This window comes from Flavobacterium sp. XS2P24, assembly GCF_030010285.1.
In the GTDB taxonomy this organism is placed as follows: Bacteria; Bacteroidota; Bacteroidia; order Flavobacteriales; family Flavobacteriaceae; genus Flavobacterium; species Flavobacterium algoritolerans.
On sequence record NZ_JASCRU010000018.1, the window covers coordinates 44,803 to 58,461 of the forward strand.

Here is a 13,659-nt window from a genome sequence, read left to right on the forward strand (position 1 = left end):
GTGGGAGGAAACTATTTTGCGTTATAGGTACAAATTGATAATACAATAACACTTTAGCAAAAGAAAAATTCAGATGAAAGAAGTTACAAAAGAAGTATATTTAAAGTGGTATGAAGATATGCTGCTTTGGAGAAAGTTTGAGGACAAACTTGCAGCATTATACATCCAACAAAAAGTTAGAGGATTTCTACATTTATACAATGGTCAAGAGGCCGTATTAGCCGGTGCATTGCACGCAATGGACTTGACAAAAGACAAAATGATTACTGCTTACAGAAATCACGTTCAGCCAATAGGTATGGGAGTTGATCCTAGACGCGTAATGGCAGAACTTTTAGGAAAAGTTACCGGAACTTCAAAAGGGATGGGTGGTTCTATGCACATCTTTTCAAAAGAGCACCGTTTTTATGGTGGTCACGGAATTGTAGGAGGACAAATTCCTGTAGGTGCAGGATTAGCTTTTGCAGACAAATATTTTGAAACTGGTGGTGTTACTATGACTTATTTTGGTGATGGTGCAGCACGTCAAGGATCTTTACACGAAGCTTTTAACATGGCTATGTTATGGAAACTTCCAGTTGTTTTCATTGTTGAAAACAATGGTTACGCTATGGGAACTTCTGTAGAAAGAACAGCCAATCATACTGATATTTGGAAATTAGGTTTAGGATATGAAATGCCTTGTGGACCAGTTGACGGAATGAACCCTGTAAAAGTTGCTGAAGCAATGACCGAAGCAATTGACAGAGCACGTCGTGGAGACGGACCAACTTTCCTAGAAATGAAAACATACCGTTATAGAGGTCACTCTATGTCGGATGCACAATTATACCGTTCGAAAGAAGAAGTAGAAGAGTACAAAAAAATTGATCCAATTACTCAAGTTTTAGATGTAATTAAAGATCAAAAATATGCTACAGAAGAAGAAATCGAAGCAATTGATCAAAGAGTAAAAGATTTAGTGGAAGAATGTGTAACATTTGCCGAAGAATCTGAATACCCTCCTATTCAACAGCTATACGATGTAGTATACGAACAAGAGAACTATCCATTTTTACCTCATAAACTATAAATCAATTATGGCAACAATAATTACAATGCCTCGTTTGAGCGATACGATGACGGAAGGAACGGTAGCGACTTGGCTAAAAAAAGTAGGTGATAAAGTAAGCGAAGGTGATATCCTTGCCGAAATTGAAACTGACAAAGCAACAATGGAATTTGAGTCTTTCAACGAAGGAACACTTTTACACATAGGAATCCCTGCAGGTGAAACTGCACCGGTTGACTCTTTATTAGCTATTATAGGAAAAGAAGGCGAGGATATTTCGGCATTATTAGCAGGAAAACCAGCTGATGCAGCTCCAGCTAAAGAAGAAACAAAAGTTACTGAAGAAACAACAGCAACTACCCCTGAAGTTACTAAAGCTGCAGCACCTGCAACAACTTCATTACCAAAAGGAGTTGTAGTGATCACGATGCCGCGTTTAAGCGACACCATGACAGAAGGAACAGTAGCTACTTGGTTGAAAAAAGTAGGTGATAAAGTAAGCGAAGGAGACATTCTTGCTGAAATCGAAACCGACAAAGCAACAATGGAATTCGAATCTTTCAACGAAGGAACTTTATTATACGTAGGAATCGAAGAAGGAAATACTGCACCAGTTGATAGTCTTTTGGCAATCATTGGACCTGCAGGAACTGATATAAGCGGAATTGCTGAAAATTACAAAACTGGCGGAGCGCCACAAGCAGCTCCTGCAGTAGCAGAAGAAAAAGAAGTTGCTTCAACAGAAAAAGCTTCGGAACCAATCGTTCAAGAACCATCAACTGACGGTCAACGAATTTTAGCATCACCATTGGCAAAGAAAATTGCAAGTGACAAAGGAATTCAATTGACTCAAGTAAAAGGTTCTGGTGAAAACGGACGTATTGTAAAAAGCGATATCGAAAACTTCACACCACAAACTAGCGCTACTCCAGCACCGACAAGTGCAGCACCAGCGAAAGCAGAAACTGTAGCTGCTGCAAAACCATTTGTACCTGCAGGAGAAGTTTTCACAGAAGAAATCAAGAATTCGCAAATGCGAAAAATCATTGCTAAACGTTTAGCAGAATCTTTGTTTACGGCTCCGCATTACAACTTAGTAATAGAGGTAACTATGGACGAAGCAATGAAATCAAGAGCTATCATTAACAGCGTTCCTGACACAAAAGTATCATTCAACGATATGGTAATAAAAGCGTGTGCATTAGCATTGAAAAAACATCCAAAAATAAATTCTCAATGGAGAGAAGATGCTATCATCATCAACCATCACGTGAATATTGGAGTTGCTGTAGCTGTTGAAGACGGATTAGTAGTTCCTGTATTACGTTTTACAGATGCTATGAGTTTATCTCAAATTGGCGGAAGCGTTAGAGATCTTGCAGGAAGAGCTAAAAACAAAAAATTATTGCCTACAGAAATGGAAGGAAGTACTTTTACAGTTTCTAATCTTGGAATGTTTGGTATTACAGAATTCAACTCTATCATCAATCAACCCAATTCTGCTATCCTATCCGTAGGAGCTATTGTAGAAAAACCGGTTGTGAAAAATGGTCAGATTGTTGTAGGAAACACAATGATGTTATCTTTAGCTTGCGACCACAGAACAATTGATGGTGCAACTGGAGCTCAATTTTTACAAACATTGAAACAATTTATAGAAAACCCAGTTACGATGCTTGCGTAATAACTTGGTTCTTAAAATACAAATCCCGTCTTGTTTTTAAAACTTGACGGGATTTTTTATTTATTCTTCTCCTCAATCCAACGAGACATATATTTGGTACTTTTTAAAGTATGATGTTGCAACATAGCTCCCATAAAATTGCTCAACCGATGTTGCTCAAAATTAGTTCGTAAAAATTCTATTTTAGTACTAAAGTCAGTTTCGAACAAACCTTTAGAATATCGTTGATTGACAATCTCAATTCCGTTTTTTTGGGCTTTAACCCAAACTGTTTTGTCTAGATACAATTGTACTGCTGCATCGACAAAATCAGCTACATCATCCGTAATAAAGCCATTCCAAGGCAAATCCCCGTGCATGGATTCAGAACCAATAGTAGTCGTTACGCTTGGTGTTCCACATTGCATCGCTTCCAATAACTTCCCTTTAATACCGGCTCCAAAACGCAAAGGAGCCAAAACAACTCGCGCTTCCGTAACTACGTCTTGAGCGTTACTAGCTCGTCCCATAATTAAAAAACTATCTTTGACATTATTCAATTGTATTACTTTTTGTGAAGGATAAGCACCATAAACATTCAAAACAGCTTCTGGCACTTGCTTTTTTATTAAAGGCCAAATCGTTTCTTTTAAATACTGAACGGCATTCCAATTGGGCTCATGAAGAAAATTTCCGATAAAAACAAAGTCTTTTCGATTTTCGAAAGAAGGCAGTTCCTCTATTTCAGAACTGATGATTGGTTCCAATAAAAAAGGCAAATAATACAATAATGCTTTATCTATTTTGAATGTAGATTCTAATAATTCCATTTCAAATTCGGAAATCATTAAAGACAAATCACAACGTAAAATACTGGCGATTTCGCGTTTCGCAACCTCTTCTACAAATAAATCAGTTGTACTAAAAGAACGATTTTCCTTAAACGCTTTCTGGCGAGCCAATCGCAAACAATGTAAATCTTCAGTATCTAATATTCGTAACGCATCCGGGCAATTTTCAACTACACGCCAACCAAATTGCTCCTCCATCATAAAACGATCAAACAAAACTACAGCTGGATTCAGTTCTTTTACAAAAATATCAAAACTGGAATTGTTCAGTTCGATTGATTTTTTATCCACTTCATATACACCTAAATCAACCATGAAATCGCTGTTTTGCGCAGGACTAGCAAACGTAACACTAAAACCTTGTGCTTTAAAAAGTGAAATCAGCTGCATCATCCTTCCTCCTGCTGCGGACGAATTTGGCTCCGGCCAAACAAAACCAATAATTAAAAGCTTTTGAACCTGATTCATATTATTATAAATTTCAATTGCAAAATAATGCTATTTTGTGTTCAATCCCGTCATTTGGACAAAAAATAGATTAGAAAACACTAATTTTGTTCTAAATAAATTTCAGCACCATGTTAGGATTAAAATTAGCCACAGACCCTCGTTGGGTAAATATAGTCGAATCGAATATAGAAGAAATCTTGACGGATCATGCTTGGTGTGAACAAAAGGCAGCATCAAATGCGATAAGCCTAGTTACATATAACTCCGAATTGGAAGAATTAGTAACCGAGATGCTGATTATTGCAAAAGAAGAATTAGATCATTTGCAATTAGTACATAATTTAATCAAAAGCAAAGGACTGACTTTAGGCAGAGAGAGGAAAGATCATTATGTAAATGAACTTTTTAAATTTATGAAAAAAGATGGCAGCCGAAAAGATGCTCTTTGTGATCGATTGTTATTTTCAGCTATGATTGAAGCCAGAAGTTGTGAACGATTCAAAGTTTTATCAGAAAACATAAAAGATGTCGAATTAGCCACTTTTTACAGAGACCTCATGATTTCCGAAGCAGGACACTATACCACTTTCTTAGGTTTTGCTCGAAAATATGCTGACAACATTGATGTAGACAAACGCTGGAAAGAATGGATTGAATTTGAAACTTCGATTATCACTAATTATGGCAAACAAGAAACAATCCACGGTTAATTAAAAACAAAATCTAAATCTAATAGAAACAAAAAACAGGATGCTCAACGGCATCCTGTTTTTTAATATTTACAATTCTAAGTAGCTTATTTCACAATCATAAACTCAGAACGTCTGTTTAAAGCATGTTCTTCTTCGGTACAATTTTCCTGACAATCCACTTTAAATTCTGATTCCCCGAAACCTTTTCCAGTTATTTTATCAACACTAATTCCTTTTGAAATAATGTATGCTACAGTAGCATTTGCTCTTCTCTCAGAAAGATCTAAGTTAAATTCATCAGTACCTCTGGAATCAGTATGTGCCTTAACATAAATTTTCAGCTTATCATTTTGAGACATTACATAAACCAATTTATCAAGTTCTGCAGCACCATTCTTAGTTATATTGCTTTTGTTGTATTCGAAATAAATAGGATTTAAAATAATTTCGGCTTCTGTAACTATCACTTCAATTGGATCAATTACTGCATCAACGGTAACTTTTCCTTCACTAATTTTGGCTACAGGAAAAGATTTTGAAACATAACCATCTTTAAAAACTTCTATAGTATATGGCTTCTGACATTCTACGTCATAAAGAACTTCTCCATTCATATTAGACATTTTAGTGTCTAAAACAGTATTAGTCGCATCTAAAATAACAACTTTAGAATTAGCCAATAGTTCTCCAGTTTTGGCATTTTTTACCACACTAAGAATCTGCCCTTTACATACTGGAATAGAACTATAGATATGGTCTATACCACTACGATTACTAGACAAATAACCAATGTTTTTCTCTTTATTAAATGTAAAAGCAAAATCATCTTTCTCCGTATTTACAGGTTTTCCAATGTTATATGGTTCCTCATCTTTATTTAAATCAACAGAAAAAACATCTAAGCTTCCAAAACCAGTCAAGCCGTTTGAAGAAAAATATAAAATAGCATCCTCTGTTACAAAAGGAAAATTCTCGTCACCAGCTGTGTTAATTTTATTCCCTAAATTTTCTGGCGCGCCATATGTTCCATCATTATTCACTGTTACTTTCCAAATATCAGTTCCTCCTACAGAACCAGGCATATTAGAAGCAAAATAAAGAACCTTCCCATCTGCATCTATAGATGGGTTCCCCATAGAATAACTTTTACTATTGAATGGCAGTGGAGTAATAGATCCCCATTTACCGTTTTCTTTAACAGCTTTGTAAAGATTCACTTGACCAAATTTCAGCTTGTGTGTTTTATCTTTCTCGAATAATTTATCTTTGAAACTTTCGCTTGAAAAATAAACAACATTACCGTCTTTGGTCATTCTAACAGGACCTTCATGAAACCTACTGTTTAATTCATCTACAGGAATTGGCTCTGAATAGCTTCCATCAGCATTATAAGTAGACTGATAAATGTCTAAATAAGGTTCGTTATTCCAACCGTATATTTTATTGCTTTCATTTCTGGCACTTGCAAAATAGAGTATATCTCCATAAAGACTTGCTCCAAAATCTGATCTTTGAGAATTAACTGAAATTTTATCTACAACAAAAAGTTTTTCTTTATTCAATAGCTCCGAAAGGTAATTTGGATTCTTATTGAATTGTTTAGCTCTCTGATCGTCTGGTACTAAAGCTGAAAATGTTTTCATTTGAGCATTAGACTCCGCGTATTTACCGTTAGATTTCAACATTTGAGCGTATCTATAATACGTTTCTGCATCTTGTTTTGTTTGTACAGCTTTGGCGTACCATTTTTCGGATTCTACGGTATTGTGCATATAATAATAACTATCACCAAGTTGTTTAGTCACATAAGCATCTGTATTTCCTTTTTCAACTAAACCTAGATATCCTTCAGCAGCTTCAACATAATCGTAGCTTTCAAATAATTTATCTGCATTTTTAGTCTCTTTATTTTGTGCGCAAAGTGAGAAACCTGCCAGCACAAAAAACAGTAAAAGTGTATTTTTTTTCATTAATTATAAAAATTAAATTTTAGAAAAATCTAGGAGAACGTGAAACTTTTTTCGATTCAAATAAATCATATAACAATATGAATTCATGTGATGATGGAGAAGTTACTTTCAAATCTGAAATAATATGATCGTAAGCATACCCAATTCTTAATTCAGGTGTGATAGCAAAATTGACCATTCCGCCAAAACTGTCTTCCAATCTATAAGTTGCTCCAATCTCAAATTTCTCTTGATATAAAAAATTGGCAGAAACATCTAAAGACGGAGATACATTAAACGCCGATTTTAACATTAACGAAGGCTTGAATTTCAATTCATAATTAAGATCAAAAACATAACCTGCGGTTAAAAAATAGTGAGACACATCTGAACCATATTCACGTCCATTATAATCTAAGTGCGCTGATTTAATCATATTTGGAATCGAAAAAGACACGTAATATTTGTCTGTATAATAAAACAACCCTGATCCTAAATTAAATGATGTATCGTTGATGTCTTCTCCAAAAATACCTTCATTAGGGTCCGGCAAACTGGATTGAATATCCCTGAGTCCTACTTTGTGAAAAGAAACTCCAGCTTTTAAACCAAATGCCAATCTTTGTGTGTCTCCTAATTTCAAAGTATAAGAGAAGTCTCCAAATACATTTTGCTCTGTTACCGGTCCAATCTTATCTGATATAAATGATAGACCAACACCTACATTCTTTCCCGCTGGAGTATGACCTGCGAAAGTAAATGAAGCTGGTGAATCTTCAATGTTTACCCATTGTTTTCTATATAAAAGACCAAAAGAAATACTCTCGTTAGAACCTGCATAGGCTGGATTAATAACATTCATATTATACATGTACTGAGTATAATGTGGGTCTTGTTGCGCTTTTACATCCATATAGGCAATAAGAATTAAAAGAGACATCAATATTTTTTTGTTCATATCTATTTATTTTTCGGTTTATTGGTCTATTTAAAAATTTACAGACAAATAAGTTTATTAATTACTGTTTTTCTCTGATTAAATAAATCCAACCTGTTTTTGGTTCTCCACTATTAAATTCTATCACATAATAATAGGTAGCACTTGGAAGATCTTCTCCTTTGTTTGACTGACCTTTCCATTGGTCTGTATAATTCGTCTGATTGTAAACCTTGATACCATATCTATTAAATATTTCCAGTTTTTTAACATCCATCAATCTTAAATCAAAGAAGTCATTTGAACCGTTCCCATCAGGGGAAATTCCTTTTTGGATATTACAATAAACAGACTCTATAACTACATTATTTGATGTTTCACAACCCGTATTCGTAGAAGTTACAGTAAGGGTATATGTTACAGGGAACACTACTTGTCCGCTTGGAGTTGATGCTATCACATCAGTTACGTTTAACACATTTGAATTAGTTCCGATAGGAGCTCCAGTATTATCCTTCCATTGGTAAGACACATTGTTTGGATCATATGAGCCTAATAGTGGATTTGCTGTTATAACATATTCTTTATTTTCGCAATCACCTATTGTTTCAAATTGAATTTGTGGAGGAATCGCGTTTATAGTTATTTCAGCACCTATAGTTATACAGGCAATACTATTTGTAAATCGCACACTCATTGTATATTTCCCTGGCGCCAAATTATTAAACACATTGCTGTTTTGATAACCATTACCTAAACTGTACTGAACGTTTGCTTGAGTACTAATTGTAATACTTCCTGATGGTACTAAACATGTTGGTTGTACAACTTGAACCAAAGTTGGAGTTGACGGTAATAAAGGAAGTGGATTAATAGTTACACTTGTCAGACTTTGAACTGAACATGTATTATCAGCAATATTTCTAACATATAATATATAATTGTTTGGAGCTAATCCCGTAAATGTATTTGAAGCTTGATAAGTTGTACCATTCAAACTATATTCTACTCCAGATTGAGTTGCTATCACAATAGTCCCAGATGTAACGGAACATGTTGGCTGTACAACGCTAGTCGTTGTTGGAACTACGGGAGGAGTTGGAATTGCATTAATCGTTACCGCTGAGGCTGATGTATTTAAACAGCTAATATCAGCTGTGTTTCTTACATACAAGGTATAATTACCCGGAGCCAATCCTGCAAATGTATTTGAAGCCTGATACGTTATACCGTTTAAACTATACGCTACTCCAGGTTGTGTAGTTATTACAATAGTTCCTGATTGCACAGCACATGTTGGTTGTACCACGCTAACTGCTGTTGGCACTAGCACTACTTGTATAGGATTAATTGTTGTTGTTGATACCGAAGAAGTGACACAAGTAGTATCCGAAAGATTTCTTACATACAAAGTATAAGTAGTTCCTGGAGCCAATCCTGTGAAGAGATTTGAAGCTTGATACGTTGTACCATTCAAACTATATTCTACTCCTGTTTGTGCTGTTATGGTAATGCTTCCTAATGGCATTCCACACGTAGGTTGAGTTACACTCGCCGTTGTTGGAACTACTGGTGGAGTTGGAATTGCATTAATTGTTGTTACAGATCCAGATGAAGTTACACAAGTGTTATCGGCTGTATTTCTAACATATAATGTATAAGTTCCAGGAACTAATCCTGTGAACGTATTTGAAGCTTGATATGTTGTACCATTCAAACTGTATTCTACTCCAGTTTGTGTTGTTATTGTAATACTTCCTGATGGTATACCACAGGTAGGCTGAACTACACTTACTGTTGTTGGAACTACTGGAGGAGTTGGAATTGCATTAATCGTTATTGGAGATCCAGATGGAGTTATACAAGTATTGTCAGCAATATTTCTAACATACAAAATATAAGCACCCGGAGCCAATCCGCTAAAAGCATTTGAAGCTTGATACGTTGTACCATTCAAACTATATTCTACACCTGTTTGTGTAGTTATGGTAATGCTTCCTGATGGTGTTCCACACGTTGGTTGAGTAACACTTGCCGTAGTTGGAACTACTGGAGGAATTGGAATTGCATTAATTGTTGTTGCTGAAGACGATGAAGTTACACAAGTAGTATCAGCAGTATTTCTAACATACAAAGTGTAATTACCCGGAGCTAATCCTGTGAAAGTATTTGAAGCTTGATAGGTTAAACCATCTAAACTATACGCTACCCCAGATTGTGCTGTTATGGTAATACTTCCCGATGGCGTACCACATGTTGGCTGAGTAACGCTTGCCGATGTAGGAACTCCTGGAGGGTTTGGAATTGCATTAATTGTTGTTACTGACCCGGAAGAAGTTATACAAGTATTGTCCGCTGTATTTCTAACGTATAATGTATAAGTAGTACTTGGAGCTAATCCTGAGAAAACATTAGAAGCCTGATACATTGTACCATTCAAACTGTACTCTACTCCTGTTTGTGTTGTTATGGTAATACTTCCTGTTGGTGTTCCACAGGTAGGTTGAACAACGCTTGCTGTTGTTGGAACTACCGGTGGAGTTGGAATCGCATTAATGGTTATTGAAGACCCAGATGGAGTCACACAGGTATTATCAGCTGTATTTCTAACATATAAAGTGTAATTACCCGGAGCTAATCCGCTGAAATCATTTGAAGCTTGATACATTGTGCCGTCCAAACTATACATTACTCCTGTTTGTGTTGTTATGCTAATACTTCCTGATGGAGTACCACACGTAGGTTGAGTAACACTTGCTGTAGTTGGAACTACAGGTGGAGTTGGAATTGCATTAATTGTTGTTGATGACCCAGACGAAGTTACGCAAGTATTGTCCGCTATATTTCTAACATACAAAGTGTAATTACCCGGAGCTAATCCGCTGAAAACATTTGAAGCTTGATAGGTTATACCATCTAAACTATACGCTACCCCAGATTGTGCTGTTATAGTAATACTTCCAGATGGTGTACCACATGTTGGCTGAGTAACGCTAGCCGATGTAGGAACTGCTGGAGGGTTTGGAATTGCATTAATTGTTGTTACTGACCCGGAAGAAGTTACACAAGTATTGTCTGCTGTATTTCTAACATAAAGAGTATAAGTAGTACTTGGAGCTAATCCTGAGAAAACATTCGAAACTTGATATGTTACACCATCCAAACTATACTCTACCCCAGATTGTGTTGTTATGGTAATGCTTCCTGTTGGTGTTCCACAAGTAGGCTGAACAACGCTCGCTGTTGTTGGAGCTACAGGAGGAATAGGAACTGTATTAATTGTTATTGCTGACCCAGATGGAGTCACACAGGTATTATCAGCTGTATTTCTAACATACAAAGTATAATTACCAGAAGCTAATCCATTGAAAGTATTTGAAGCTTGATACGTTGTGCCGTCCAAACTATACATTACTCCTGCTTGTGTCGTAATTACGATACTTCCAGATGGTGTTCCACACGTTGGTTGTGTAACACTTACTGTAGTAGGAACTACAGGAGGAGTTGGAACTGCGTCAATTGTTGTTGCTGAAGCTGATGAAGTTACGCAAGTAGTATCCGCTGTATTTCTAACATACAAAGTATAAGACCCCGGAGCTAGCCCATTGAAAGTATTTGAAGCTTGATAGGTTATCCCATCCAAACTATACTCTACTCCTGCTTGTGCCGTTATTACGATACTTCCAGATGGCGTAGCACACGTAGGTTGAGTAACACTCATCGTTGTTGGAACTACTGGTGGATTTGGAACTGCATTAATTGTTGATACAGATCCAGATGAAGCGGCACAGGTATTATCTGCTATATTTCTAACATACAATGTATAACCTCCTGGAACTAATCCCGTAAAAGTATTTGAAGATTGGTAGGTCGTACCATCCAAACTATACTCTACTCCAGTTTGCGTTGTTATAACTAAACTTCCAGATGGCATAGCACACGTAGGTTGAATAACGTTTGCCGCTGTTGGAACCACTGGAGGAGTTGGAATTGCATTAACAACAGCAGGAGTAGCTGATGAAAGCACACAAGAATTATCTAATTTATTTCTAACATATAAGGTGTAATTCCCAGGTACTAATCCCGAAAATGTATTAGAATCTTGATAAACAGTACCATTTATACTATACTCAACCCCAGGTTGTGTTGCAATTATAATAGTTCCGGTTTGCAAAGCACATGTTGGTTGTGTAATGCTGGCCGTTGTAGGGATTGAAACAAAATTCATCGTAATATTTGCCTCTGAATAACAAGGCGTTAATGCCGCTGAAGCAACAACTACAGGATTTGGATCTTTAAGATTATAATCTACAGCAGCAATCCCATAATCTAAATTACTAGTTCTTTCCGGACTCAAAAATGAATTAGTAACCGACTGACTACCATCTTCTTTGTCATTCATTGTTAATGCAAAAAACTTAATATCTCCTGTTGTATAACCAATAAGAGATTTTAAAACTTCTACTTCAAAACCTAGACTATAATCATTAATCCCAGTATTATTTTTATTAACACCCATTACTGCTGAAGGAAAACCTGTCGCAGCACTTCCTAAATAAGTTTTAACTGAAGTGCCTGTTCTTAATTCAATAACATTAGCATAATAATTTGTTCCGGCTGCATCTGTAGAAATAACTAAACAATAATCAGCCTGAAAATAAGAATCGAAAGTACTAGGATTATTATTAAAAATATTAAAGGCTCTAACTAATGGATCAGAACCTGCTTCATCACCATAATTTGAAATATTGAATCCTCCATTTTTAGTATCAAGAAACAACAAAATACTTCTATTATTTAAAACTTTACCAGCAATCCCTAAAACTACCTTATCTTCTAAAGCACTTATTTTTAAAGAATTTAAATATCCTGTTGAAGCATTAGTTGACAATGGAGCGGAAAGAAAGTTATCCTCTAAAGCTCCCGTTCCCCATGATGTCTCAGTAATAGATCCATCCATAGTAACTGCATATCTAGTCCTTACTTTAACAACTTGACCATCAGTTAAAGCATTAGTTGTAAACATTCTATTTGTTGACATGCCTTGCATAACAACACCATCAACAGAAAATTCGAATAAATCTGCTCCACCTGAAGCAGTGAAAGTAACTGGTGTTCCTAAACATAAAGGACTTGTCGTATTATTTGGTGGAGAAGCTGTCAAAGTAACCGCTGAAGGCGCTACATAAATTGATGCTACAACCGGTACACGTGTACTAATATCACTTCCTGACCTACTACGCACATAATATGTTCTAGTTGAACTAATACTTGGACTGTAAATAGTTCCAGTGTAAATAGGGGTTGTTGATGTTTGAGAAGTAAACCATTCAATAGTTTCCGTACCATTAGCTCCAAATGCATAAACATTAACCTGCATTAAACTAACACCATCGCCACAAGAACTACCAGCAGTAGTTGAAGGTGGTGGTAAAACAGCTTTGGTTTTTGAAATTCTTAATGATTTTTTATTTTTTTTTATTGTATCTGCAGAAATCAATTTTGAGGAAACATCAAAATTCACATCATGTAATTTCACAAGCTCCTTTAAATTTTTCGAACTTAATGTAAACCCAAATAATAAATGAAATAGTAAAAATAAAAGTAATTTTTTCTTCATAAACTGATTTTTGTAGTTAATATATAACAGTATAATATTTTTAATCACTAAAAGTATTCTTTTATTTCCAATGAACAAATCAAATTTTAATAAAAATTTAACTATTTAAAAATAAAGAGATTAAATAGCTATAATCTTCATTCTTATTTGAATAGTTTATAAAAACCCAACCTTATTAAACGTAAAAAACCCTCATCACATACATGATTAGGATTTAAAAGAATCAAAAACAAGTTCAGATTAAAGAAAGGCGTCGGGTCGAGGCGTTAGCCGAACACGTCTCACCGCTGTATAACAAAAAATCCTCATCAAATTCATGATGAGGATTCTTCAAAGAAAGGCGACGACATACTCTCCCACATAACTGCAGTACCATCTGCGCAGGCGGGCTTAACTACTCTGTTCGGGATGGGAAGAGGTGAGCCCCGCCGCAATAACCACCTTAA

Annotated in this window: 7 protein-coding genes and 1 rRNA gene; 3 read left to right on the forward strand and 5 right to left on the reverse strand. The window is 35.7% G+C overall.

All coding sequences use genetic code 11. From position 1 onward, the window contains the following. Positions 1-73: 73 nt before the first annotated feature. Entirely contained in the window at positions 74-1,072 is a 999-nt protein-coding gene (pdhA, locus tag QLS31_RS11780; protein ID WP_113637949.1) for a pyruvate dehydrogenase (acetyl-transferring) E1 component subunit alpha, read from the forward strand. 7 nt (positions 1,073-1,079) lie between these two features. Next, the gene (locus QLS31_RS11785) at positions 1,080-2,735 is read left to right on the forward strand and encodes a pyruvate dehydrogenase complex dihydrolipoamide acetyltransferase (protein WP_282744027.1); all 1,656 of its coding nucleotides are present in this window, start codon (positions 1,080-1,082) and stop codon (positions 2,733-2,735) included. A 56-nt stretch (positions 2,736-2,791) separates the two neighbouring features. Here the strand turns inward: QLS31_RS11785 and QLS31_RS11790 are convergent, their stop codons facing one another. Continuing rightward, positions 2,792-4,033, reverse strand: a complete 1,242-nt coding sequence (locus QLS31_RS11790; protein WP_282744028.1) for a glycosyltransferase — start codon at positions 4,031-4,033, stop codon at positions 2,792-2,794. A 110-nt stretch (positions 4,034-4,143) separates the two neighbouring features. On the opposite strand from QLS31_RS11790, the gene QLS31_RS11795 reads away from it, so the two are divergent. Further along, the gene (locus QLS31_RS11795; RefSeq protein ID WP_099713544.1) at positions 4,144-4,725 is read left to right on the forward strand and encodes a tRNA-(ms[2]io[6]A)-hydroxylase; all 582 of its coding nucleotides are present in this window, start codon (positions 4,144-4,146) and stop codon (positions 4,723-4,725) included. Between the two features lie 86 nt (positions 4,726-4,811). Here the strand turns inward: QLS31_RS11795 and QLS31_RS11800 are convergent, their stop codons facing one another. The 4 genes from QLS31_RS11800 to rrf all read right to left on the reverse strand — a co-directional run bounded on the left by QLS31_RS11800 (position 4,812) and on the right by rrf (position 13,658). Next, positions 4,812-6,677 (reverse strand): OmpA family protein, encoded by a 1,866-nt coding sequence (locus QLS31_RS11800; protein WP_282744029.1) that lies wholly within the window; start codon positions 6,675-6,677, stop codon positions 4,812-4,814. A 19-nt stretch (positions 6,678-6,696) separates the two neighbouring features. Further along, positions 6,697-7,614, reverse strand: coding sequence for a type IX secretion system membrane protein PorP/SprF (locus tag QLS31_RS11805; protein WP_099713546.1), 918 nt, complete (start codon positions 7,612-7,614; stop codon positions 6,697-6,699). A 61-nt stretch (positions 7,615-7,675) separates the two neighbouring features. Further along, entirely contained in the window at positions 7,676-13,213 is a 5,538-nt protein-coding gene (locus QLS31_RS11810; protein ID WP_282744030.1) for a gliding motility-associated C-terminal domain-containing protein, read from the reverse strand. Positions 13,214-13,548: 335 nt separating this feature from the next. Continuing rightward, positions 13,549-13,658: ribosomal RNA gene (gene rrf, locus QLS31_RS11815) — 5S ribosomal RNA — on the reverse strand. Position 13,659 lies beyond the last annotated feature (1 nt).

What these genes read in the sequence shown, in the direction of transcription:
- QLS31_RS11785 (WP_282744027.1), top strand. Translation starts at nt 1,080, where the DNA reads ATGGCAACAATAATTACAATGCCTCGTTTGAGCGATACGATGACGGAA.
- QLS31_RS11795 (WP_099713544.1), top strand. Translation starts at nt 4,144, where the DNA reads ATGTTAGGATTAAAATTAGCCACAGACCCTCGTTGGGTAAATATAGTC.
- QLS31_RS11805 (WP_099713546.1), bottom strand. Translation starts at nt 7,614, where the DNA reads ATGAACAAAAAAATATTGATGTCTCTTTTAATTCTTATTGCCTATATG.
- pdhA (WP_113637949.1), top strand. Translation starts at nt 74, where the DNA reads ATGAAAGAAGTTACAAAAGAAGTATATTTAAAGTGGTATGAAGATATG.
- QLS31_RS11790 (WP_282744028.1), bottom strand. Translation starts at nt 4,033, where the DNA reads ATGAATCAGGTTCAAAAGCTTTTAATTATTGGTTTTGTTTGGCCGGAG.
- QLS31_RS11810 (WP_282744030.1), bottom strand. Translation starts at nt 13,213, where the DNA reads ATGAAGAAAAAATTACTTTTATTTTTACTATTTCATTTATTATTTGGG.
- QLS31_RS11800 (WP_282744029.1), bottom strand. Translation starts at nt 6,677, where the DNA reads ATGAAAAAAAATACACTTTTACTGTTTTTTGTGCTGGCAGGTTTCTCA.